This is a genomic window from Stieleria bergensis, from assembly GCA_007745635.1.
In the GTDB taxonomy this organism is placed as follows: Bacteria; Planctomycetota; Planctomycetia; order Pirellulales; family Pirellulaceae; genus Stieleria; species Stieleria bergensis.
The window spans coordinates 6389402-6415116 of sequence record CP036272.1 but is presented as its reverse complement, the minus strand read 5'-3'; the positions used below and the strand labels follow the sequence as shown (position 1 = coordinate 6415116).

Here is a 25715-nt window from a genome sequence, read left to right as displayed (position 1 = left end):
CGGGTCGGCGGCGAATTGCCTACCAGAAGTTTAGGCAGCCAGGAAGCCTCCGCAAAGCCGTTGCAGGGAACCGCTCTGGCAAAAAAACGTCGGATTTCTGTCAGCCAGCGCTGGCACTGGCCGTGTCGGTCCGGCAGTTTGCCTGTTGCAGCGGTTGAGTCTTCGTTCCCAGACGTCGAATCGCTGCTGATTCCGAAATGTTTGGTTGTGGCTAGAGCTCTTGTAGCACCCGCTTGGCCAGACCGGTGGTGGGTTCCGAGTCGCCGTGCAGTAAGTAGGAGCAACCGGCGAGGTAGCGGGTTCGCCATGCGGGATCGATTTGGTAATAGTCCTCCAGCGCCGCCGAGCTGAACTTGTAATCGTGGGCATCGTTGCCTTTTAGAAACACCATCTCTCGGGCTCGGCCGATCAGCTGATGTGCTGCTTCAGGTGTCTGAGCCACAGAGAGCACCGTTTGGGCGGCCGCTTGCCGATCGGAGCCAATTTGCTTGAACAGACGCTCCAGATCAGCGTTTGATTCTTCAGCGGCTTGTAGTTCAAGCAAGTCACTGCTGCCTAGCTTGCCGCGTCCTTTGGCAGATTCGCGAAAGTGAGGAACAAAGGCTGCATTCTGCAGTAGCAGCCATTGCCGGATGCGGTTGTCTTGCACCTGCCGATACAAGTAACGGATGGCATTCGACGTGGTCACCGCATGCAAGGGGACAATGCCCGGTTGCTGTGAAACCAATTCAGCAGAAGCCAGCATGATGCCATCGTAAATGTTGTCAGGGTGTGTCCCCGATTGAATGAGCTCAACGACTAGCTTGGCGGCTTGGCCGGGCGTGGCGGTGCGCAGGCTTTCCGCAACCACACGCGTTTCGACTGGTTTTGACTTGGTGCTGTACCAATGCTTGCCAAGTTGGTCAGCCAGATTCCAGTTCGCTCGCCCATCGCGATCGGCAGCCAGATCTGACGTTGCTGGATTGGGCTCGCCGTTGTGGTTTAAGATTGCATAACACAAAGAGCGGACAACCGGCTCACAGTGTTGCCAGCCAATGACGTTGAGGGTTCGATAGGCATTGGCTAAGTAAATGGACTTGTGTCCGATGCTGCGATAGTCTCTGGCCGCGTGTTTGGCCAGTAAGTTCAGGATCTGTCCGCCAGTAGCCGTTCTGGCAACCACCGTGGCAGCGGCATCGGCGGCTTCAATGTCCCACTTAGACATCGCGACATCTAACGCTTTTAAAGCTTGTGGTGGATCGGGCAATTTTTCGGTTGGCGACTGAGCCATCGTCCAGTCACCCTCTTTCACATCAGACTGCTGAGCGCGTTTGAAGTAATCGATGCTCCACAGTAATGGCGTCCAGCGATGTTCGTTGCTTGCCGCGATTGCAGCTTGGTGTGCCGAATGAACGACCAGCACGCTGTGAAATTTAAACCCCACCGAAGGACGCGGCTGGACGTTGCGAATACCGGCCAGGAAAAGTGCCGCCAACAGCTCTTGATAGTGGGTGCCTTGACGAATCTTGGCCAGTACCCGATCCATCAACTGTTCCCGAGGCGAGGTCTCCAGTAGACGCACCAGAGGCTCAATCTCAGAGCGGAACTGCACGGCGTTGTTGGGAAGTTCAACTTCGGCAGCAGAAAGCTTCGGTAGCCAGGACAACCCGGTTGCACCACCGGCAGCCGCAGCACCGCAACGAAAGAATTGGCGACGATCAGGCATCACGGGCTCCGATAAATAGGTCCTTCGAACGTGTTCAGCACAACTCGTCATTGTAAACCATTGTCAGCCCGCGTGAGTCGCAAATGATTCTGATGGGGAACGCAACCGAAGCCTTCGTTGGCAGCTGATTCCCCAGTTCTCGAATCGGTCCCAAGTTGGTCCACGCTCGGAATCGCTTGGGGCCAACGGCTGACGCTTGCTCTGCGAGTACGCGATGGTTCACCGTTCAAAAGGGCCCCTGCTAGGGGCTGGGCATGCGATGGGCTTGAACTGAAAATTCGATCGCTGTGCGTTCAAGGATTGAATCGCCAGGCAAAGTCACCCTCACGCAAGCACAAAAGCGGACGCCATGGAAACGGGGTCACGGTTTGCCTCGCATTTCATTGGGAAGGTCACTGTCGGGCACGTCTCGTTCGATCCCTCGCAAATGTTTGTCAAAGAACTGGCGTTCACGCTGCCTGACCGCTGGATTGCGAAAGCCGCCGTGACCGCCCTCAGTGACGGTTGTGAAATTACACTTTGCTCCGACGCCTTTGAGCGCTTTGGCAAGACGCACCGATTGGTTGTAGGGGACCAGCATGTCGTCGGTGCCATGAATGATTAAGAACGGCGGATCCTCTTTGGAAACATAGGAGATAGGTGACGCTGACGCGGCCGCTTGTTGATTCGCACTGACTTGTCCCCCAACGAGTTTTCCTTCTGGTGAATCGGCACGATCATGGTCCATGCGGCTGGGGTAATCTTTCATCGCCGCCAGATCTGCGGGGCCAAAGTTATCAACCACACACTGGACCTTACTGGAAGTTGTCAGGTGATCGCCCAGCGTTCCTTCCAGCGCTTTAACTCCGCCGCTTGTGCCAAGCATGGCGACCAGCTGGCCGCCTGCTGAATCTCCCATCACGCCGATCTTATCTGGATTCAAGTTGTACTGCTTGGCGTTGGCACGCACCCAGCGAATCGCAGCTTTACAATCGTGGATCTGCGCCGGCCAGATAGCCTCGTCAGTCAGTCGGTAACCCACCGAGACACCGGCGTATTGTCCCGATGTGACGTAACTGGCCACTCGGCGATGCCCTGCCCTGCGATCGCCTGCACGCCAAGCACCACCGTGAATGTAGACGATCACCGGCAACGGCCGCGTGCTAGCGCGTTGCTGAGGCAACAGCAGATTAAGCTTCTGTTTCGCATTGTCCGTCCCCGCATAGGGAATGTCAGCCTGCAATTGAATTGAATCTGGCAGACCCTGGGGGCGACGCTGTTGAGCAGAGGACACTGGGGCGCAGACGAAAAGTGTGACAGCGGCCAATGCCGATGCCAAAAGCGCCACTGGGGAGACGGGAGCGTCTGTCATTAGGTTTGCCGTGGTGTGAAACGTTTTCAAAGGTCGCGGAATCATCCGTCTGGCCTCGCGTAGGAATCTCGCCTGACGCCAAGCTGCCAGTGTTACAGTGTTTGCCAGCGAGTCTTCCGCTGGGGGCTTTCTGGTCGTCATCAATTGGCCGGTTGTTTCATCGCAGAGTCGGTGTTTGACGGCGGGGAATCAAAGTCAGTGCCGGGCCGGAAAGCGATCTTTTGATAGCCATCACCAGCGGGGCGAATGATATCGCGCCACCCTTCGCTCCAAACCACGCGAGCTTCGCCACCGACGACTTGCCAGCGTCCCGTTGAGCTTGGCACGTGACTTTTGCTGGCTGTTCCATCGGCCCGCAGCGTCATCACGAACGTGGCTTTGGGGTTCGTCGCTGTCTTGCCAATCTCCCACTTTCCGGCAAACTCAGTTTGTGGGGTGGGTGCTGGCTTGGCGCCCTTTTCAAGTCGGTACAGGTAGCCTTCGGTGCGGATGAAGAGCGCGTCACCATCGACGGCCGGTGATGCGCGCAGCACTTGCTCGGTCAGTTGATTGCTCGCCAGCGTTGTGAATTTGCGTGATGGTTGAATGATGTTGCACTGGGCATCTTCATTGAACAGATACAGACGAGCTTCACTCGGTTTATTTCCGGGGACATAAAGTGGCCCTGCCGAGTACTGTCCCGGCATCCGTTTCTTCCAAACAAGTTCCCCTGACCTGGCGTCTAGGCAGCTCATCACGCCTTGCCGGTTGACCATGAAGATCAAGTCGTCGATCAGCAAAGGTGTCGCGCGAGCGGGCACGCCTCGGGTTTCTTTCCAAGCAACATGTGATTCCGTGACATCGCCTTGGCCGTCATGCCGAATGGCCCATAGTTCCGGATGGTCACGGTCAACCACGACATAAGCCATGGTCTGGCTTGCGATAGGTCTGGGGAAGATCGACCAGCCTTTGTGTCGCACGAACCATCGCTCAGTGCCGTCTAGGTTGTAACTGTAGACGCCCTGTGCCGCCACGCTGATCAGTTGCTGCGGCCCATCCAACGTTGGAGCCAAGCCTGGCATGCTGTAGGCCTTGCGATGATGGATCGGGACGGAATCGTAATCAAAGGAACGCTGTGTTTTCCAAAGCGACTTTCCTGATTTCGGATCCAGTGCGATGATGTATTGAACATCTCGACCATCGACATGAAAGATCAACTGCTGGTTGACAAGGGTTGGTGAACTCGCCGGCCCAGCGTTGGTTTCATGATCGCAGTTTAAATCACGGCGTGTCCAAAGTGTGGTTCCTGATTCGCTATCCAGGCAAGCGGTGCCGTAGGTGCCAAAGTGAACGAACACGCGATCCTGGGTCACCACAGGCGTTGGCGTGGCGTAGGTGTTTTCAAAGCTGATCTTTTGAGGGCTTTGAACTTCAAACACCAGTTTGTCGTGGAGGACTTCGCCAGTCTGCTTGTCCAGGCAGATCGCGTACAGCTGGTGTCCCTCTTGCGATGCAGTGGTCAACCAAATTTGATTGCCCCTGATGACCGGAGACGACCAGCCTCGTCCGTGAATGGCCGTTTTCCAGGCGACGTTCTCTTGTTCCGACCAGTCAGTCGGCGGGTTGCTCATGCTGGCTTTTCCGGTGCCATCGGGTCCCAGAAACTGCCACCATGAATCGTTTGCAGTCGCTGGCAATGGAATGAGCGTAAGGAAGAGCAAGCAGGCTGAGATGGATTTCATGACGGTTCAGCGTGAGTTTGCGGGGCGCAACGTGGTGGGGCATGGTGGAGAGCGTGGAATCAATCGCACCATTGTAGCTGAGTCACCATCGCGTGTTTGGGCCTTGCTCTGGACGCGTTCACGCGGGTCGGAGTCGTTGCTTCGGTTTGCTGGTTTGTATTCGAACTGCCCCAGTCATGTGGCCTAGGGAAGTGTCGCCAAGTCGCTGTCAGGCGAAAGATGATTCCTGCAAGATGGCCTGCCGCGATGAAGCACTGTCATTGGCGATGGGAGTTACATCCAGCGGTCCCAGGCGTTTTGTGCCAGTCCAAATGACATGGTCATGCCGGCGCCGCCGGGACCCACGAAGGCATGCACTCCGTCATCGAGTTCCTGTTCAAAGATTGCCAGCGTCGGGTGTTTGGCATAGATGCCATGCCAGCGTTCAGTGATGGTCCAGTCAGAGAGTGTGATGACTTTGCGCAGTTCGCGAAGCATCAGGTCATCAATCTCTTGCTTGTCGAAGGGCGTGATGTCTTGATCGTATTCGTGTGAGTCACCCAAGATGACTTGGCCACTGGGGAATGCGGAGGCCATGACGTGAATTCCAAAGCGATCTAACTCCGGCGTCTCATCGGCGATCCGCTGCTGTAACGCGGCCAACGATTGGCAGTGTTCGAATGCTGTGTAGTGTCGCAGGGTGAGTCCGCTCGCCAAGTGAGGTGTGTTGCGGGGCAGGTTGGCTTGGGACGCGGTCTTTAACATCTGCAGCTTGCAGAGTTTTAGTCCCGAAGACTGCAGCACATCAGCGTATAGCGTCTGCAAATCGGAGCCGCTGCAGATCACGATTCGGGGGGCGGAGAAGCGATCGCCAAACGCAGTGTGGACCAGCGGTGCTTCAACACGCACGACCGGGGTTGAGTACTTGCATGTGACCTTGTCTTGAGTGTCCAGCCACTGAGAGAGTTTTAACGATGCCGTGCGAGGGTCAACGCGCAGTTCGGTCTCGCTGTACATTCCAGCCAACAGGCCCGATGGATTCGCCAGTGGGCTACGGCGGACGGTTTCCTCTGCTGTCAGCATCTTCGTCGGGTACTGGTTTGACGAGCTGAGCTCTTCCAAGACTGCCAGTTCGTCCTCACGATGGGCGAGGTGGATGCTGCCACAAGCTTCCGCTTCAATGACGCCTTGTTCACTGAGTTCTAGCCAGAAGTTGCGTGAGCGCATCGCGGTGTCGTAACGCTGGCCAATGGGTTGCCCGATTGGCCAGATCATGCCAAAGTTGCGCACCGAGGCACCGACCGGTACGTCAGTGCGATCGAGCAGCAGCACACTGAGGCCGCGGCGCGAGGCCATCCAGGCTTGCGCGAGTCCGACGATCCCGCCCCCGATGATGGTGACGTCATAGTCCGTTTGCATGCCGTGCCTCGGGGGTAAGTGATGCGATCAAGTAGCTCGTGTAATGGTCCAGCGGAGGCGTTTGCCGTTCAGGGTCTTTGGCAAGATCGTCCCAGCGACGCAGCGAAACGGCATCCTGAAAGTGAGCGTTGGCTTCGAACTTTGCGGCTTCTTCCTGACTCATCGGACCACCTTGCAGGTGCAAACTGGTGACCGAAGGTGGGCTCAGTTGGTCATAGTAACTGGAGTCCACAGCGCATAAGTATCGCTTGGCATCAACATGCAACCGTACCGGCTCGGTCACGGTGTCTGGAAACAGGTTGCAAAGGTAGTCATAGCCAACCTGTTCGTGGACATCGTCGATGCCTTTGTCGGGAGCATCGTTTGGCAAATGGTGCAACAGATGACCAACGTCATGCAGCAATGCCGCCGCGACCAGTGTGCCGGATGCCCCGCTTTGCTCTGCCAGCCAAGCTGTCTGTAACGCGTGCTCGCGTTGGTTGATGCATTCGCCGCCATACTGTGATTCACCCTGGCGGTGGAAGCAGTCAATGAGTTGCTCAAAGTTTTGCATGTCAAAGCAAACAGCTAGGGGAACGGTGCGATTCGTGCAACGCGTTTGGTCAAGGCAAGGTCAATCGCTTAATCGATCTCCAGCGGTGACAAGCAGCGATCGACTAAGTTAACCAATCGTCGGCGATCAGAAAAGACACAAGCCAATTGGACGCCGTGAAAACGTCTTTGATTCTCAGTGGCTGTTCCTAGGGCACTGGTCGAAGTGTATTGCTCAGGTAACGGTTTCAGGACCTGCGGAATTCTCATCGGCTTCGCCGTCGTGATCCTTTTTCCAGGTGTGATGAAAGTACATCAATGCGACCATCAAGGCGACGATGGAGCCCAGCGAGATGACCCCCAGCAACGTCCGGAAGAAGGGTAGCACCGAACCGGGGGTCTCCAGCGAATTGCGAGTTGCCAATACCACTGCATAGCCCAGGTAGCCGATGGCATCGGCCAGGTACATTAAAAAACCAAGATTGCCAGGGTGTCGAGAGATTGCAATCAAACGCTCAAAGACTGTGGTGTGAAAGGCGACGTAAGGAACGTACATGCCGATTCCGCACATCACCATGAAGACAAACGGTGACACGGCGCCTGTGCTTTGCAGGTAGGCCGATAACGCAATCAATCCAAAGGAGACGCTCATCAATCCCAGCGTCAAACGAATCGCGGAGAGGTTATGTTTGACCCAAATGGCGGCAGCATTAAGCGACGTGACGGCCAGCGCGACCATCGTTTCCGACCTAGCAAAGATCGATGGCTTTTCCGCCACGCCCATGTCGCGCCATAGCTCAACAGCGAAGTCGTCGCGAATCGTGCGAATCACGGTCAGGGCAACATACACCATGACAAGCAATCCAAGGCCCAGCCAATAGCTTCGCAAAAATTGCCAACGCTGGTCAGCCGACATGGGGGCACGCTCCGATCGTTGCTCGCGATCTTCATCGTTCGGTGGGGGCGTCCGTTGCAGCAACCAGACCGCGATCAACAAGGGCACAAAGAAGATCAGTCCGGTGACAGATGGCATCCAGAACTCGTCCACGCCACAGCTTTCCACCAGCCAAACGCCTACCGATTTGACGACTCCCGACGAGATGATGAAGCTAGCGCACAGGGCCGCAGAAAGCGCTTCGGTCTGTTTGCGTCCTTCCAAATATGAGAGCACAAAACCAAACACCATCCCCAACGGAAGACCGTTTATGAATAGCATCAAGGGCTTGATCGTTACGGGCACCAGGGCAAATCCCAACAGTGCTAATTCGGCGATCACAATCGACGTGACAATCGCGATCGCACGAGAGGCCGGTTTGAGTTCGGAAACCACTTTGATGCCGATGAATTTCGACAGCATGTAGCCGGCGAGTTGCGCGATCACTAAAATGATCTTTAAGTCGAATCCGCTGAGTTGCATGCCTTCATAGCTGGCCGCTGTAAACGGCTTGCGAAACGCATACATGCAAAAGTAGACACAGAAAGCTGCGATGGCCGTTAGCCATAGGTGCTTGGATCGCTGAACAGTGGGCAAGAGATTGGCTTTCCGGTTTGACTTGCTGGGGCTTGGTGCCGAACAGGTTGAACGCATCGACGTTGATGCTTGTCGCAACTGAAACTGTGGTCAAAGGGAAGTGGAATCTTTCCTGAGAGAAGCTGCATGATAAGGATAATCAGGCGACGTGAAGGCAGGAGTTAGCTATCCTGGTCTAGTCCTCGTTCGAATCCCAATTCGAATCCCAATTCGAATCCCAATTCGAATCCCAATTCGAATCCCAATTCGAATCCCAATTCGAATCCCAATTCGAATCCCAATTCGAATCCCAATTCGAATCCCTGGCGTCGCGGGCGTATCCCTGGCGTCGGTCGTGCGACACCGCCGGCAGTCGTGGCTTGGACGCGGCTCGCATCCACATCCAGCGGACAACGAGAAACACTTGCGGCTCGCTTTCGACGCAGGTGAACCTAATCAATGACGAGAATTCCGATGATCACCACCCGGTTGCTGACGCTTTTTCTGTTGCCGATTTTGATGGGCCAATGCCTCCTCGCCGCCGATCTGCAGCTTGTCGAAACCGATGACAGCATTCGAATTTCGCAGCGCGGTAAGCCCATTTTGGAATATGTGAAGACTGCGAGAAAAGTTCCTGAAGGTTTGGCACCGCACTATGCCCGCAGTGGATACATCCATCCCGTTTACAGTCCAACGGGTCAGGAAATCACCGGCGATTACCCGCAGGATCACGCGCATCAGCACGCTTTGTTCTTCGCTTGGACCAAGGCCAGCTTTGCAGGCCAAGAAGTGGACTTCTGGAATCAAGCCAAGCAACAAGCGGGCATTGAGTTTCGCGGAATCAGCGAAGTCACGCGAGCCGAAAAACATGTCTCCTTCTCCGCGAAACATGCGTTTACCGTCGGTCGCGGAGACAACAAAGTGGACGCGATCATCGAGCACTGGACCGTGACGGTGTATCAGACGCCCGACGATCGCTTCGTGTTTGACATCCAAAGTGTGCAGCAGTGTGCTGGCGAGACCCCGCTCGTGCTTAAGCAGTACCGTTACGGCGGCATGGCTATTCGCGGCAACATTCAGTGGTTGCTGGACAAGCAAGCCACCGATCGGAACCCCAACGGCTTCCGATTTCTAACCAGTGAAGGCAAGGATCGGTTGCAAGGCAATCACACTCAGCCAAACTGGGTGGCCATGAGTGGTCGAATCGATGGTCAGCCAGTTTCTCTTGCCGTCTTATGCAGCGCGGAGAATTTTCGAGCTCCGCAAACCGTACGACTGCATCCCAGTAAACCTTATTTCTGTTTCGCACCGATGGTTGACGGAGAGTTTACGATCCAGCCAGGCCAGAAGTACGTTTCACGTTATCGCTATTTGGTGACCAGTGAAGCGGCGAATCCGAAAGCGATTGACCAGCACTGGAATCTGTACACCGGTCAGCATTAGTGTGGCGGTGCTGTTTTCCTGCGCCAGCGATAGAACACCGTCAAGGAATCCGCCAGGCTTTGGCAAGGTGAACTCGATCGTGCTTCTCGAAACTTGCGCGCTGCCGGTAGTCTGATTGGATGCGGCGAGTTGATCGCGCTACTGCGATTTGCGGTACAGCTGCAGCACGCGTTTGCGGCCGCGTTGGATTTGAGCGCTCATCAAGTCGCGAGCTTTGGCATGATCGCGTCGTTTCAAAGCGGCTAGCAGTGACTTCTTGCCAGAGCAAGTCAGCGTGGCGACCTTGGCGGTCAGCAGTTCGGGAACGGTGCGTTGAGAGTCAAAGATTTGGCTGATGGCATGATGTTCGCCAGCGACACGTGCCAGCAGCGAGTTGCGGGAGGCTTCGATCAAGAGAGAGTGAAATCGTTTTTCAGTGCTGAGCCAAGCTTCCATCTGTGCTTTGGTCGCGTGACCTCGGCTTTGGTTGGTGAGTTTTTCCGCGATCGCCTGAGCTTCCTTCAAGATATCGTGAAGCTCTTCGAGTTCCAGTTCATTGATGTAGCGGGCAGCCTCGGCAGCCGCACAGCTTTCCAACGCATCACGCAGCACATAAAGATTGTCTAAGTCTTGCGCATCAAGTTTGCGGACAAAGGCACCGGCACCGGGGACACGCTCCACGAGGCCTTCGCTGGAAAGGCGATTGATTGCCTCCCGAATCGGCACAATGCTGACACCGATTTCCTTGGCCAACGTTCGATTGACCAACTGATCGCCAGGCTGCAGTTTTCCGCTGGAAAGTTGCTCGCGGAGAAAGTGATAGGAGCGTTCGGAAAGGTTGGTTTCCTGATGAGGGATATCGGTTTTCCGAGTTGCTGGCACGGTGGAACGCTCTCTAAGGCTGTGGAAGGAGGCGGGTTTTCTGGGGGGACGAATGGCTAATCTTAACGCAATTCGGGCCCTTGGTACAGTCGCCTACGGCTTCACTGTGGCGGTTGTTGGCCAAGTCAGTACAATGGGGAAATCCTTTCTAATCCAGCGAAAATGCTCTCCAGCAGTCCCCCTCTTTGCAGGCATTCAGATGACTTTGGTCAAATGCTTTGGCAGGCGTCGCCTGCACGGTTTTGGTGCGTCATTCATCGGTTTGACCATTCTTGCCACCGCGTTGCTGGTGGCCTGGCAAACATCTGTGCCGGCTGCCGAACCAGATGCTGGTGAACGGACGGATTCTGGCAAAGCGAAGTGGCGGGAAATTCTAACGTCGCGTCAGTGGAAGGTGCCTGCCGATCCTGACCCGCTGGGGGAAGTCGTTTGGCGGGATGACTTGAGTGCAGCGATGAAGGAAGCCAAGCAGACCGGTAAGCCATTATTGGTGACATGGCGCTGTTTGCCCTGTGAACAGTGTGCTGAGTTCGATCAGGAAATCTTGGAGGGCAGTTTGACGCTCAATCCACTGCTGCGCCGGTTTGTAACGGTTCGATTGACCGATGCTTCACTGCTGGATCAGCGGTTCTTTCCTTACAAAACGCATCAGGATTTGGACTTGTCTTGGTGGGCCTATTTCCTGTCGCCGCAAGGCGACTTATACGGTGTCTTCGGTGGCAAGGATCATGTCAGCGAGAACACTCGCATCAGCGAAGAAGCCTTCATCAATAACTTGGTGCGAATTCTAAAACACCATTACAATCCCGATCGTCCGTCATGGAAGATCGACTTGCCCGTTGGACATGCCGCGCAGGTTGCCACGGGGCCCAAGGACTCAAAGGGCTACACACTGCTAAAGGCTAAACGACCGGGACTGGGCAAGCCCCACAAAGAGTTCGGCAGTTGTATCCACTGCCATCAAGTCGGTGACATGATGAACATCGAAGCCATGCAGTCTGATACCTTTGACGTCGGGACAATCACGGACAAATGGCCATTGCCGGAGAATGTTGGTCTGTTGCTAGAACGTGATCACGGGTTGGTGGTCAAACAGGTTGCGGCTGGCAGCCCTGGGGACCGAGCGGGATTAATGCCTGGCGATGAACTGCTGATGGCGGAGGGCACAAAATTGTTCGGACAAGCTGATTTTCGTGGCGTCTTGCATCGTGCAGCTCATGGTGCCGATCAATTGGAGATCGCTTGGCGACGCGGACAGGACATTCAATTTGCAACCGTGGTCCTTGAACCGGGTTGGCGGAAGACGGAATCCTACTGGCGTAAAACCGTTTATGATGGCGTTTATGGACCGACGATGGGATTCTTTCCTCTGCGCGGCCCCAAAGCTGGCAAAGATCAGGGCTTGTCCATTAAACCTTGGATGGGACCGAAGCCTGCCGAACGCCCCGTCTACAGTACGGGTCTGCGTCCCAGTATGGAAATCATCGCCATCAACGGCATGGGCAGGGACCTTGATGCTCGCAAGCTGATCACCTGGTTTCGGCTAAATCACAAGCCCGGTGACGAGGTGACTTACACGGTTCGGGGTGGCAAAGAATTTCGCTTTGTCTTGCCCGCTCCATAGCTCACTCCTGCGAGCGATCAAGACCGACGTATGTGAATGCATTTGGGAAGTTCTGGTGATTTTCCCGGAATCGTCATTCCATACCTTAAGGACCATCAGCGGCTGATCACCAAAGCGTCATCTTTCTCGACGCTACTCCTGCTGATGGTGCTTTTAGGTATGCACGGTTCGATCTGTGTTATCGTTAAGAAGTTTGTTGACACACGCTTTGGCGGCCAAACATGGCAGCAGCTTCTGGACGGTGCTGGGTGTCCTGATTTGGTGCTCTCGCCGATTGAGATCTATCCAGATGAAGCCGTCATGGCAATCCTCGAATCGGCGTGTGAACATTTGGGGATTGAGGTCGCCACGGCACTTTATGAGATTGGCCGATTTGCTGCTGCTGAGTTGGTTGGATTTTCCCGTGGAATGCTGCACCCGGACTGGAAAACGTTTGAGCTGTTATCCAATTTAGAATCCATGATCCATCGCACCGTGCAGATCAACAATGAAGGAGCGCACCCCGCGTCAATCCATGCATTCGAACTGACGCCTGATAAGATGCAAGTGGTCTACGCGTCTAGGTGAGGTTTGTGTCAACTCGCGCGTGGCGTGCTGGTTGGCATGGGGGAGTATTTCCACGAAGAGATCGAGGTGATGGAGGAAACGTGTTGCAAGAAAGGGGACGCATTTTGCACGTTTTCAGTCTGTCGCGTGACGGCAGAAGTTGTCAATCCAACGCGGGAGTCTGACCTGCATTCAATGGTGTCGGATGTCTCGCATTCGGGCGGAGATGAGGATGGATTCGATGCTCTAAAAGATGGGGGCATGGAGGAAACCATTGAATTTGATTCTTCCTGCATCTCCGATCAATCCACCAAGTTGCGTTTTCATTCCTCCGCGGACGTTGATCGCCGGCAAGCCAGCATCACCGCAGCGCTAACAAAGCAGCTGGGCCGATACTCGATTCAAGATGTTCTTGGCGTTGGTGGTGAAGGCGTGGTTTATCGAGGTCTCGATGAAACGCCCTGTGGCCATCAAGACGTTGAAGAGCCCCAAGGTCGGGCAGGAGCTTCGCGATCGGTTTCAGGCCGAGGCACGTCGATTGGCAAAGTTAAACCATCCCAACGTGGTGCGAATCTATGATGTGGGAAAAGTTGGCGGTCAGCCCTACTTTGTCATGGAATACCTTGAAGGCATTACGTTGAGTCGACGCCTGAGGAGGAGCTCGGTTTCAATGGATACCGCGATCGCCATTTTGAGGCGGTTGCTGAACGGTCTAAACGCGGTTCACTCTCTGGGCATGGTTCATCGGGATATCAAGCCTGGCAACGTGATCCTAGGGCTGGATGGCAAGTCGTGTCATCTGCTGGATTTCGGCCTCACCGCTGAATACGACCCAACTGCCGGTCTTCAATCAACTGTGGGTGGGACGCAGGGATACGTGGCACCCGAAAGGTTTAGTAGGATTGCCCGGTGATTATCGATCGGATTACTTCAGCTTGGGATGCATTGCCTATGAGTTGTTTTCGGGAGTGTCGATGAGCCGGCTCCGGAAAACGCATCCACAGAATTGGATGTCTTTGAAAATCATTGAAAACTCAGAGCGTTGGCAGCAAACCCGACCGTTGATTCGGAATGTCGTTTTGGCGATGTTGGCAGACGATCCCACTGACCGGCTCTGTTGCCCGGCTGATATTGAGACGGCTTTCACGACTGGGCAATTCGAATCTGCCTCTTGAGTATCTGAAGAGACAATGGCCTCAGGTTTCCCGGCGGTGCTGTCTTGTCTGGAAGCATGTGACGGACGATGAGTTCGCGACGACTGTGCCCGCCTACAGCGCGTGATCGTTGCGTTTACTTGTTGTGTCGCGAACTCGCCGGCATGATTCACTTGGCTACCTGCCGATTATGCCCCGGCGGTTTGTGTTGTCGCGGCGGGTTTTCGAGCGACGAACATGACCACAGCCATGATGGCTAGCAGCAACACGGTGGCCGCCACTTGCCAGGTCTTCAGCCGACGTTCCAGTTGCACATCGACCTCGATTTCCAGCGGTGCTTTTTCGGCAACCTGAACCGATCGGCGGAACGTGTACACATTGCCTTCTTCTGGCATGTTGATGCGAATCGCTTGTGGAGCGGGTTGAGTGCTGTGCTGATGCTGAACGAGCCGAGCGGCGATCTTGAGCAAGGCTTGATTGTCCGCCGACGAGTTGCCTTGTAGTAAGGCACTCAATTGCTGGGGACGGAAATTGACTTGGTTCTGTTGCAGGATCGGGTTGGTGGTTGCTGCCTGCTTCCACTGTTGATCCAGGGTCGCCGATTGATCATCGCTGTTGTCAAGGAACAGTCGTTGTCGACGGCTATTGAGTCCGACGATGGCTTGTTCGGTCTGCAGGTTTTCCAGTTGAACACGCACGTCTTCGTTTGTCGCGGCGTCCAACGCGTATTGGTTGGCGACACTGTTGAAGACCCAGTTCGCTTTGCTGCGGTCACCTTGTTGAAGCAACTGGCCGGCCTGCCTCAGCATGTTCACGGCGTTCGCTTGCTTCGCTTGTCGTTCGCTGTTGACTAACTGTTCATAGTCTTGGCGATCATAGGACATGCGAACAGGATGGCCCGTCAGTTCCATGTTGCCGTCATCATCAGTTAGCTCAAAACCAAGCGGAGCAATGACATCCCACTGGATATCTTTCAGCGGAACGCTTAGTTCTGGGCTGAGCAGTTTCAAGTTCTTGAGATCGCCGCCGGTCACGCTGTAGACAAAACTGACCGTGGCGGTGCGGTCTTGTAGTCCTGGTAAGACATAGAATTGCCAGGTGTTGGAGTTCTGTCCCAGTCGAATCGAGTTGACGCTCTCGCCGTTGACAAAGATGCTAATCAGTTCACCGCCCTGCGGTAGCCCAACGCTCAGGCTGCTGCGCTGCATGACTTCCATGGTGACATCGACGGCCGTCAGTTGATCACCTGTTGGTGAGAGCACCGAGGTCAACCGGCCTTCGGTCACTCGCAGTTTTAAGGAGTCGGCAATGGAATGGCGTTTCACGCTCACACCCAAGGCTCCGGCTGGATTCACTGCCCGCAGCAAGATCATAGGAGCACTGCGTAGTCCTGAGGCACGCAACGCTTGCGGAACCGCATTCCAGTCAGCTTGTTGCCAGCCTTGGGTCAAGGCTTCTGCTTCAATCTCCAGTCGACCGCCGGTGCGAACACCAAAGAAATAGGCCAGTTGTCGGGCTTGGGGGAAAACGAAAGGCACAAGCGATTCGGTATCATTTGTGCGTTGGCCACGACGTTCATATTCGATCCGTACCATGGTCTTGCCCACAATGCGTTCTTTGAACTGCAATTCCCAGACATTCGAATCAGGAGAGACGCGAACCATGTCGGCAACCTTTTCGCCGGCCGCTCGCAATGTCTTGAGGACTGCATCGTCGGCCAGTGGCACGGTGATCGGGAATGTTCGGATCGAGGCGTTCTGGACGTCCAAATCAATCATCAAGGTCGAACGAGTCTGGCCTTCTCGTAGTGTCACTTCATGCAGGACTTGAGCGATGACCCAGGGGTCCAGTTTCTCAATGCCCAGCACTAAGTCCCAGTCTGATTGCAGCAAGTTGAATGCGATCGCACCCTGCCCTTGCCCGCCCAAGGAACGCGGATCAATCTCGGTGACGTTCAGCCGAGAAACCGCGCGTAAACGCAAACCCGTGGTGGGTCGAACGATTAGCTTTCCCGACGAACGTTCTGCTTGGTCAAGTTCAAAACGGGGCACTTGCCATTGACCGCCCTCGGCAGCCGTCGTCCCTGTCAAAGTCAATGAGAACGACTGGGCTCCAATGGTTTTCCCATTGAGGTGCATGATCACACGGCGACCACCATTGTCATCGATTTCCGACCAATGGCTAAGCGAAGCCCCGGTGAGTGATTCGACTTCAAATCCATCGGGCAAGGGGAAGCTTAGTTGAAACAAGCCGGCGCGGGAGATGCCAGCGGCAAAGTTGACCGCAAGCACCACTCGTTCATCACCGATCGAGAGCACTTGCTCGCTCATCAAGCGAACCTCGGCATCCACAGGCACGACTCGCGCTGTCAGGTCGCCACCTTCTGCACCGTAACGATACACCTTGTGAATCGCAACCTTTCGACCGTTCAGCAGTCGTGCGTCGAAGTCGCTCAGGTTCACCGCGGACAGGTTGTTCGTATCAACTTTTTCCGGCTGAGCGTCGGGACCAAAGGCAACGGCCACCAAGCCCACTTGTCCATCGGGTTGATCAACGGTGACGGGGCTAAGTGCGACATCTGCAGGCAGTGTGTCCAGGCCACGCTGAGTCTGAATCATGACCTCAAATGCGCCCGATTGCGCGGGTTCAATCGCGACCTTGAGTTGTTGTTTCTCGGCATCAAATTGCCAAGCTCCGATGGGGCCGTCGACCGAGCTGACCATGAAGCCCGCCGGAATCATCACGTCCAGCGAACTCACTTGGCCTTGTGATGTACGAACATTTAACTGGTGCGTGCCGTCAACGACACCTGGGCCCGGGATAAAGAGGTTTGACGATTCGACAAAGAACTGTGTTTCCTCGGTGGTCACATCGCGAGCCATCGGCTTCAGGGTCACCGTCGCATCACCAAGGCCGAGTAGCACGGTGGCTTCGGTTTTGTCTTTGCCAGCTGAGGGTTCCACGCGAACTGCGGTATTGCATGAGATTTCCCAGTCAGCTTGGTCAAGCTGTACATCAATCTTGCGTAGCGCTGCTGGACCTGTCAGCACAGCGATCCCCTGTCGATGCTGGATGTCTTCGAGCTGGAAATCAAACTCGGCTTGATAATCCGCCATGGCAGGTTCGCCGGCGGGTTGGTTTTCAGGGACAGGGATGCTGATCACGTAAGCCATGCCCAGCTGGGGGATGACTTGTTTGGATAATCGCAGCCCTTGCCCTTCGAAACGCGTCAGGGTTGCCGGCGCTTTGAGCAGCAAGAAGCGATCACCAGGTCGGCCAGCGATTGACACTTGCCCCGTAGCAGTTAAGCGGTTTTCTTGATGTTGGATCTGCCATTGTTGGTTGATCGAGTCCGCAGCAACGAAGCCAGCTGGAACTTCCGCACCTGCCTGACTGGCGTTGCTAAACAAGATCGCGAGCAGCAACACGCCGGTGGTTGCCGTCTTGCTGACGACGTCTGAGCGAGCTTCCTGTTTGGCAGCTTTCACCGCGGCACGCTTCTTGCGGAAGTTCTTCCAGCCCTCTCGCCCCCAAGGCCAAACGAACTTGGCGAATGCCCACAGCTGCGGTGCGATCAAATAGGCCACCAGCCAAGCGGCAATCAGCACGAACAGTCCCGGTGCTCCATTGGGTTGCAGCAGGGTTGCCACAGCCAGCAGGCAAACAGCGAACTGCTGTACCGCTGGACGCTTTGGTTGCGACTTCAGTCGATACGAAGCGAGCAACAGAATGATCGCGGCGACGGTCAGGCCAACTCCCGGCCATGAAACTTGAACCATCCATGTTGGCAAATTGTTGACAGCGACCTCCACCGCTTCACCCGAGGAGAGCACCGGTAGGTTGAGTTCTAGCTGCTGAATTTGGCTGCCATGGTTCATGGCCACGTCCGTTGCAGTGATCGCGACGGCAAACGCTGCGATGCCCGCGGCGATGCCAAACACTTTGTAGATCGCAGATCGACGCAGCAACCAAGTCGCCAAGGCAACAAAGAAGCCAATGCGAATCAGCAGCCAGATGCCTTGCTTGACGATCCATTGGAATCCGGTTTCCGCGAGCACGGGCTTTGGTGGCGCGATCTCTTTGGAAACCGGCACCAGGACCTGATGCTTGTCGCTGTGGATTCGCCATTGAGTCTTCAAGACAGGTGCGAAAACGACCGGCAAGGACAGCACGGGTTGCGTTGACTTGACCGCTGGTTTGCTGATTCGCAGCGTGACTGGGATCGGTCGGTTAGGATCACCACCAGGAAGTGGAATCAGCGTGGCGTCCTTGGTTTGTCTGGCGTTGACAGGTTTGCCATCCACGCTGACATCCCAGAGACGAACGGGGTCGGCCGGCAGTTTGACTTTTAGCGACCGTCCGCCCAGCGATTTAACGTAATAGGTGATCTCGGTAGCTAGCTGGCCATCCTTGGTCACATCACTGTTCACTTCACTGAATTCAACGATCTGTGCGGCGGTCGTTCCCGGCTGGAACCAGCGAACATTCAGGCTCAGATTGAACGGACGTTCGGTGTATTGCCAGGTGCCAAGGGCTGGAGCGGTGCTCAGTAGGCGTAGCTCGGCCGGCAGTTCCAGTGGGTCCAAGACCAGCATCCCATCGGAAACCGTTTGCGCTTCAAGCTCGACTTGCATCGGGCTGACCACTTGGATGTAGCCACGTTCGTTTTGCACTTCCTGTGGCGTAATCAGTCCGGCTTGGAACGTGCCGCCACCTTCGCCGGGGTTTTCTTCAAAGGTGACCAGCAAGGTAAACGCACCCATGACCGGTTGATGCAGGGTGACAATCAACGTGTCCTCTTCCCGCCGCCAGGTGCGAACATCCTGCCCATCGACGTTCACATTCCCTAGCGACTGGGGGACGGTCAGTTTCCACTGGGAAACCGGCGCGCCGGTGACAAAGTAATTGATCAGTGCACTGCCATAGACGGTTTCTTGGCTGAGCGAATACAGATGGAAGACATCGGACTGTACGCTGCGTTCGAGTTGTTCCACCTGCATGGTTGCTGACCAGTCGGCCTGACGAATGCGGAACGCTTGTTGCAAGTTCTGCGTTGGAGTTGGGAACGAGGCCAAGCTCTTTTCAGCCAAGTGATCGGTGGTGCCCGTGGTCAACCGATAGCCTGGATCGGCTGCGACACCGATGTCACCACGGACCGACTTGGTTTCTGGAAACTGAATCGGTCGCAGCTGCCAGTCACCGGTGGCTGCGTTTTGAGTTTTCTCCAGCACCAAGCGGACCAACTGACGGCCCGAGACATCGCCACGAAAGACGATCTTTAAGTTGCGAACGTTCTGGCCTGCGTCAATCTCACTGGCCACGATGTAGTCGGCAACATTTGCACCGGTTGCCGAAACAACAGTGTGGTCATCTGGAATATGAACGTCCCATTCGCGAATGGGTGCTTCACGAATGTCCAGTTCAATGTCTGCTTGAAGCGATTGCTCGGTTTCAGTCAGTCGGTAGACCGAGATTTGCGAAACGCTGACTTCGGGCTGCACGCGATCAGCCAACACGCCATAGTTGTACTCGCTGGTGGGGAAGCGATAGGCGAAGACTTGTCGGGCCTCGATGGCTTCGGCTGGGAATTGTTCGGGTGCGAGTTGGGTCAGCCCCGAGATCTCAGTGGGCTCCAGACGAACCGATCCCAGGTTGGAAAGTCGCACGTATCCAGAATGTCGAACGGCATCAACGGGCGTTAGACGCATCGCTTTCGCTTCAATGGGAAAGGCACCCAAAGCGGTTTGAGTTTGGATCACAAAATCCGCCTTCGCATTGATGGGCTGGCTGAGCACAATCTGCAGCGTTCGCGAGGTGGTTGGATCAGCTTGGTCATCGGCGGGAAGGACTTTCCAAGAAATGATGTTGGCTCCTTGCACTTCCAGGATTTCGCCCGGGCCGGCAATCGTCATGTCAATGCGGGACAGTTCGCCTTGGAGAATCTGATAGCTGACGCGATGCGCTTGACGCAGCAAGCCCGCACCGATTTTTGTTTCGGTAAAGCCAGAGGTGGTGAAGAACAGTTTGCCTGAGGACTCTTCACGCGATTGCTTCCAACGCACCAAGGCTCGACCGCTTGCAGGAAGAAATCCTACCCAGTCTTCACCTTGGCGATTGGGAACGATGGTGTCCTTGCTGGCTTGGAATTCGATGCTTGGCTCGATGCCTTTCAGAGCGATCGGCACGACAGCGCTGGCCGCGACGGTGAAGTCCATGTGTCGCCAATCTTGGTGCTCATCTAGCTTGGCAACAAAGTCAAGTTCCAGTGGGTATTGGCCGGGCTTGTCAAAGTGCATTTGGTAGAGGGTTTGTTTGCCCGTGCTGACCAGTTGCAAACGTGTTCCCGCAACGCTAGGTGACTTGCTAATGGCTGCGTTGCCAGAGAGTACCTTTAAAGTGGCATCGTCTTGCGAAACAATGGCATTGCCACGCAATTTAAACTCGATGGATTTCCCATTGGGGTGCAGGGTTCCAATCAGGGTGCTATTGGTGATTTCAACAGGTGCTGGAGCTCCGTTGCTGCGACTGAGTTGCAGGACGATCTGACCGCCTTGGTTGGTCTGCAAACGCTGGATGCCGTTCTGGCCATCCAGTGGGACAAAGCCATCGGCCTTGGCAATTTTGGCAACGACTTGAGCATCGTGCTGAATCGAGATCACGGCGGCAAAGCCAATCGAGTCACCAGCGGTTAAGTGTGTCAGTTCACGCTGTGCCGGTAAGCTGAGATCATTCGAGTTCACTTGAATGATTGCTTGGAGGTCTTTGACGTCTTCGCTGACATGCAAGTCGAGGAATCGCGATTTGCCAGCCTTTCGCACTGCCCAGGACGTCAAGCCTTTGCCGGTGACGTTGGTGACCAAGCCTTGTCCTGCGATACCGAAGGTCAGCGTTTTGGCCTGTCCCTGAATCACTTTGGCTTGGAGCGTGATTTGCTGGGCGACGGAGTCGCTCTTGACGGTCACCTTGGCGTCAACCGACCCTGAGAAAATCACGGGCAGCTTGGGCTTGCTGATGGCGTTGCGCAGAATCACAAAGCCGCCCTCGCCTGCGTCTAGGACGTTCTCAGAGGCAGCCTGATCGGTCGCCGTTTGATCTGAGGTTTTGTTGGCATCGTCTTGCGCGATCGCTCGACCGCTCAAAAGCAAGGTCACCAGGGAGGTGATCAGGAGACATCGTTTCAGCATGTTCATGACGTTAGACATCAGTTGTTGGACAGCGGTACGCGAGGCGTCCGTTGCGGGAGTAAGGTGAGCGTTCGTGTTTCTTGTTTGGTGACGGGCGGGCTACTGAATGAGCTCTGCCTGTTGAATCATTTGGATCAGTTCGGCGACCCGTGGTGCGCGGCGTTGTTCTGATGGCAATGCCTGCAAGGTGCGGAAAAGTTCCTTGAGGTCGACGGTTTGACCGATCGCATCGCCACGTAACTTGGCCGCGAACAAGGCTGCGGTGGCAGCCAGTTGCATGCTGGGAGCAGCTTGGTCCATTTCGCTGGTGTGTGACTGGTAGGGGATCGGCCAACGCTGTTCAATCATGCGGCCCGTTTCCAGGTCTTGGAAACGAACCGAAACCGAACCAATATCGCCTTGTCCATCAGGATTGACTTGGAATTGATACACCGCGACGCCAGCTTCTTCGGCAGCCATTTCTGCCGCGTCGACCTTGTCGTTGCGGAAATCTTCCTTTTTCAAGGCGTGCTTTTCGAAACCCAGCAACTTGTATTGACCCACTCGCTGTGGGTTGAATTCGACTTGCACTTTGACGTTCTTCGCAGCCGGACGCAGAGCACCTGCGACCTGCTGGGCGAAGCGATCGTCTGATTCATCCATGCCATCGATGATGTAATAGCGACCATCGCCTTTGCGAGTCAGCGTCTCCAGGACTTCGTCGTTCAGTCCATTGGCACTGATTCCAGCAGCGTCAAAGGCGATGCCTGATTGACGCATTTGAATGACACGTTTTTGCAAGCTCTCTGGATCTGCGTCGCCTAAGTTGACGGCTCCATCGGTCAGCAAAACGATGCGGCTTTGGTACTGTCCACTGCGATGACCTTCGCGAGCTTTTTCGTAAGCCAGCTCCAGAGCGGTTTCCAGATTGGTTCCGCCTTCAATTGGCTGTTGGATGACTTGTTGCAGCAGTTTGTCGGTTTGGTTGCCGGCGATTTGTTCAGCCACCAAACGAGGCGTGCGAGCGAAACTGATGAGCGTCACTTTGTCGGTTGGCTTCAATTGCTTTGCCAAGGCGCTGAGCGCCTCGGTCAACAGTCGTCGGCGATCGGCGCGTTCCATGGATCCCGAATGATCAAGCACCAATGTCAGCGAAAGTGGCGTCGCCATTGAACGGCCACTCGCAGCTGTCCGCATCGAGACACGCATCAAGTTTCGTTGCTGCAAAAAGGGATGCACGCATTGTTCTAACTGACAGGCAACTTTGCTGTCTTGACTGGGGTTGGGATCTGAGTAGTCCAGGGCGTTGACGAATTCTTCAATCCGAACTTTGTCCGCTGCAGGCCACTGGCCTTGCGAAAGTGCGGTCCGAGCAAGCTTGAAAGCCACATCACTGACGTGAAGCGAGAAGGTTGAAAAGGGTTCTTCGCTAGCGCTGGTCTCGTTCAATCCTGCGGTGCGCTGGGCATCTTTCTTTTCTGCTGCTTGCGATTGTTTTTGAAATCCAAAGGACTCTTTGATGCGTCGTGACTTGGCAGAGACATCTTTGCCCGCGACCGCTTGGCCGTCGCGTTCGAACGTGACATCAAAGTCGACGTTGTCGTCAAACGAGATGTCAGCGATTCGCCAGCCCAGCGGCACACCTTTGGCGCCTTTGCCGCGAATGGATTCGTCGGTGGGTTTGCCATCGGCTTCACCGTGTGATGCTTTGGCGTCAAGCATCTTGAGTCGTCGTTCCAGTGGGACGCTCAGGATGATTCCCTCGGCGATTTCGCCTTCTAGCATCGATTGGCCATTGCGGTTGCCCTTTTCGGCGTAGGAATAGAAGTCGCGACTGGAGTCTTCACCAGCTTGTCCTGCGTCAAGGGAATCACCTGCTTCGTGATTGAAATCCCATCGTTGTTGGTTTCCGCCTCGTGCGTTTTTTTTGCCTGACTCAGGTTTGGCAGGTTGCGGCAGGGCAACGCCTCGGCCGGCAACCCCGCCCCAGTGACTGTTTTGGTAACGCGTCTCGTTGGGTTGCTTGCTTTCGCTCAATGAGCTCAACTTGTCCAGCTCACCGCTAAGCGATTCGGTTTCGAATTCAACGATTCTGGATTCATCAGCTTCCTTGAACTGTTCCAACATCTTTTCCGCGTTGTCGGTGGCAGTCTTTGATCGAAGCGCTGATCTCTGATCGCGAATGATGCCGCGAACCGCTTCTTGGCTTTTCAGCGTCTCTTCGAGTTCTCTGACTTCAGCAGCAGCTGGTTCCTTGGCGGCTTGGGCGGCGCTGGAAAACTCACTGGCTGATCGCTCGACTTCACGTAATCCCATGGCAAACAGGTCGGTAGTAGCCGGAGCATCAACGGGTGCTGCTGCATTCGAAGGTTGTGTGGGGACCGGTGGTGTGCCAGCGACGACCGCAAGTAAGCGATCGCGATCAATGAGTTGCATTGAGTCGCTGTTCTTTTCACCACCACTGGCTGAGCTAGGCGGCTGGTGTCCATTGGAATCCACAACGATGCCCCCAACGATCAGGGCTTCGGTGGCGGACTGGGCTTCGGTGGCGGACTGGGCTTCGGTGGCATCAACGGACTGGGCTTGGGTGGCGGACTGGGAGTCACGACCAGAAACTCGACCATTGGTTGCAGTGCCGGTGATGGGCTGGTTTGCGACTGCGCCCAAGGCGTCCAGGGACAAACTCATGTCGGCGTTCGACACGCGAGCGTTTAGCTCGACGGCACCGCCGCCGCCACCCATTCCGCCGCCACCACCACCAAACCCGCCGCCGCCAAATCCACTGCCAGTGAATCCATTGCTGATGATTGCGTTGCGGTTGGCGCCGCTTGAGTTTGCTCCACCGCTGCCACCCATGGGGCCGTCGTTGCCAGGTGCAAATCCAGCAACGAGAGGCGGCGCGCCTGGCTGGCCGCCTCCGATTCCACCCCCATTGCCACCACCCTCGGCTATGCCGTCAAGATCCATCCCACCAAGGCCAGCGTATCCATCCGTTGGTTGGGCAAAACGCAATCCTTGGTTCGGCTGGCTTGATTGAATTCCCGAATCCATCCAAACGCCCCCAGTGGCACCATTGACCCCGAAACTGGATTCGTTGCCGGCATGCTTGCTCATCCATTCCGCATTCATGATTCCGTCTCCATTATTGTCGACGTCTCCAAGCAAGCGGTCCGCGCCTCCCTTTCGTTTTGTTTTGCCGGTGGGAGCAGCGAGATCAACAGGCATTCTGGTTGTTTCGTCGCTCAGTTCCAGACTGCGAGACGCTCGATCGTTGATCCCCAGTCTGCCGGGAACTGAACCGAATCCACCCGCTTGATTGCCACTCAGATCGTTGGTTCCAGGTCCGTTGACGCCGAGTCCGGGGCGGCTCATCAATCCAGTGGCTTGGCCCTGTTGAGCTTGTTGCTGGCTTTGGCGTTGCAAATGCTCCGCTTTCTGGGCAACCCTTGCGGTGGCCTCGGGGGCCAGTTTCATCTGCGGTCCAGCTGGCAGGTCTTTCACATCGTCTGCCAAGTAATCGGGCGTTGGCAGCGTTGCCTTGCCTTCGGTGGTGGCTCTAGAAAAAAAGTTCGAAACGGGGCCGGAAGAAGGAGTCGTTGCAGGCAACGCTTCTTGAGGCTTCTTGGTGATCGGACCCGAAGGCTGTCCGCCATCGCCACTGCTGGGTTCTCCAAACGCTTCTCCGAATCGTTCGCGTCGCCATTGACCACGCACTGGTTGGTCTCCATCACTTTCTCGATAGCGTGATCGGGATTCCGTCTCCGCGGACTTGTTCAACAGGGACAGTCGTGACTCTAAGTCGACGATCTTGGTGCCGGTTTTCCAGTCAGAGTCAGCGGACTGACGGGCTGGCGATTGGGGTGCAATGAACTTGTCCGATCCCATGCTGAAACTGTCGTCAAGGGAGCCCCGAGCCGATTCGATTTGCACCGATTCGGCTTGCTCAGCAAATCGTTGATCATGCAAAGAATCAATGATCGCACCGCGTTTGTCGCCCTCTGTGGTACTTTTGTAATACAGTTGAGGCTCGGCTAACGCACCATCGATCGCAGTCGCGGGAGCTTCTTCGATGTCGTAAAGGAATGCCTTGGCTGCTATCGCGTTGTCTTCAACGAGCGCTTGCGCATCATTGGCCATCGTGACGCTGCGGTATCGCCTGCTATCAGTCGGAGCGAATGCTGCAAATTGACGGTAACTTGGCAGCAACATGAAAACGCTTACACTGGCGAGCGCCAGCACGGAGGCGGCGATCGAGATCCAGCGGAGCAAGTTGCGTTTGTTTTGCCACACAGGCAGCGCGTCTTGGGCAGCGGACTGAAGATCACCGGAAGCTGTGGATTGTGTCGCCGCTGCGATTCCTTTCGGTGCAGACTCGATTGCCGCCAGCACGTTCTGCCGCCGGTCACTGGACAGTTTCCACTGACCTGCATCCCAATCCGCTAGTTCGGCAAACGTGTCCGTCGCTGGTTCGCTTGCGGAGGACTCTGATGTTCCGGGTGGGTCGGCTTGCAAGGCGACCACTTCGCGCATCAAGTCATCAACTTCCGTGATTTCCTTGACAAACACAGCCAGTTCTTCACGCTGCTCGATCAAACCTTGCAGTTGCTCGCATTCCATGTCCGAGGCTTCACCGAGCACCATGGCAATGATGCGGGTTTGTAGCTCCAGGTCGATCGTAGGTTCGTTTTCTTGGCTCATCGGACGATCG

General features: G+C 55.5%; 14 protein-coding genes. 5 read left to right on the top strand and 9 right to left on the bottom strand.

Annotation, left to right across the window (positions count from 1 at the left end; genetic code table 11):
- Nucleotides 1-211 precede the first annotated feature (211 nt).
- The 6 genes from SV7mr_RS22415 to SV7mr_RS22390 all read right to left on the bottom strand — a co-directional run bounded on the left by SV7mr_RS22415 (nt 212) and on the right by SV7mr_RS22390 (nt 8294).
- On the bottom strand, nt 212-1705 hold the full coding sequence (locus SV7mr_RS22415) for a hypothetical protein (RefSeq protein WP_419187777.1): 1494 nt from the start codon (nt 1703-1705) through the stop codon (nt 212-214).
- Between the two features lie 361 nt (nt 1706-2066).
- Complete coding sequence (locus SV7mr_RS22410; protein WP_419187776.1) at nt 2067-3056, bottom strand: alpha/beta hydrolase fold domain-containing protein; 990 nt, start codon at nt 3054-3056, stop codon at nt 2067-2069.
- Nucleotides 3057-3196: 140 nt separating this feature from the next.
- A complete protein-coding gene (locus SV7mr_RS22405; protein WP_145276897.1) occupies nt 3197-4777 on the bottom strand; it encodes an outer membrane protein assembly factor BamB family protein in 1581 nt (526 codons plus the stop codon).
- Between the two features lie 273 nt (nt 4778-5050).
- The gene (locus tag SV7mr_RS22400; protein WP_145276895.1) at nt 5051-6175 is read right to left on the bottom strand and encodes a TIGR03364 family FAD-dependent oxidoreductase; all 1125 of its coding nucleotides are present in this window, start codon (nt 6173-6175) and stop codon (nt 5051-5053) included.
- A complete protein-coding gene (locus SV7mr_RS22395) occupies nt 6159-6728 on the bottom strand; it encodes a phosphonate degradation HD-domain oxygenase (RefSeq protein WP_145276893.1) in 570 nt (189 codons plus the stop codon). The genes SV7mr_RS22400 and SV7mr_RS22395 overlap by 17 nt, the downstream gene beginning before the upstream one ends.
- Before the next feature lie 213 nt (nt 6729-6941).
- Nucleotides 6942-8294, bottom strand: a complete 1353-nt coding sequence (locus SV7mr_RS22390) for a DUF5690 family protein (RefSeq protein ID WP_145276891.1) — start codon at nt 8292-8294, stop codon at nt 6942-6944.
- 396 nt (nt 8295-8690) lie between these two features.
- On the opposite strand from SV7mr_RS22390, the gene SV7mr_RS22385 reads away from it, so the two are divergent.
- Entirely contained in the window at nt 8691-9659 is a 969-nt protein-coding gene (locus SV7mr_RS22385; protein ID WP_145276889.1) for a DUF6807 domain-containing protein, read from the top strand.
- Nucleotides 9660-9797: 138 nt separating this feature from the next.
- On the opposite strand, the gene SV7mr_RS22380 is transcribed toward SV7mr_RS22385, so the two are convergent.
- On the bottom strand, nt 9798-10520 hold the full coding sequence (locus SV7mr_RS22380) for a GntR family transcriptional regulator (protein ID WP_419187775.1): 723 nt from the start codon (nt 10518-10520) through the stop codon (nt 9798-9800).
- A 199-nt stretch (nt 10521-10719) separates the two neighbouring features.
- Here SV7mr_RS22380 and SV7mr_RS22375 point away from each other — a divergent pair, with 199 nt between their 5' ends.
- From SV7mr_RS22375 to SV7mr_RS22365, 4 genes are all read left to right on the top strand, one after another.
- Nucleotides 10720-12144, top strand: a complete 1425-nt coding sequence (locus SV7mr_RS22375; protein ID WP_419187774.1) for a thioredoxin family protein — start codon at nt 10720-10722, stop codon at nt 12142-12144.
- Between the two features lie 36 nt (nt 12145-12180).
- Nucleotides 12181-12711, top strand: a complete 531-nt coding sequence (locus tag SV7mr_RS22370; RefSeq protein ID WP_145276885.1) for a heme NO-binding domain-containing protein — start codon at nt 12181-12183, stop codon at nt 12709-12711.
- Nucleotides 12712-12837: 126 nt separating this feature from the next.
- Nucleotides 12838-13269 carry a hypothetical protein gene (locus SV7mr_RS25690; RefSeq protein ID WP_419188515.1) on the top strand — a complete coding sequence of 144 codons (432 nt, stop codon included), beginning with the start codon at nt 12838-12840 and terminating at the stop codon, nt 13267-13269.
- Nucleotides 13154-13603 carry a serine/threonine-protein kinase gene (locus SV7mr_RS22365; protein ID WP_419188496.1) on the top strand — a complete coding sequence of 150 codons (450 nt, stop codon included), beginning with the start codon at nt 13154-13156 and terminating at the stop codon, nt 13601-13603. Before SV7mr_RS25690 ends, SV7mr_RS22365 begins: the two co-directional genes overlap by 116 nt.
- A gap of 429 nt (nt 13604-14032) precedes the next feature.
- Here SV7mr_RS22365 and SV7mr_RS22360 read toward each other — a convergent pair whose 3' ends face one another.
- Nucleotides 14033-21046, bottom strand: coding sequence for a hypothetical protein (locus SV7mr_RS22360; protein ID WP_419187773.1), 7014 nt, complete (start codon nt 21044-21046; stop codon nt 14033-14035).
- Between the two features lie 81 nt (nt 21047-21127).
- A complete protein-coding gene (locus SV7mr_RS22355; RefSeq protein WP_145276881.1) occupies nt 21128-25705 on the bottom strand; it encodes a vWA domain-containing protein in 4578 nt (1525 codons plus the stop codon).
- Nucleotides 25706-25715: the final 10 nt, after the last annotated feature.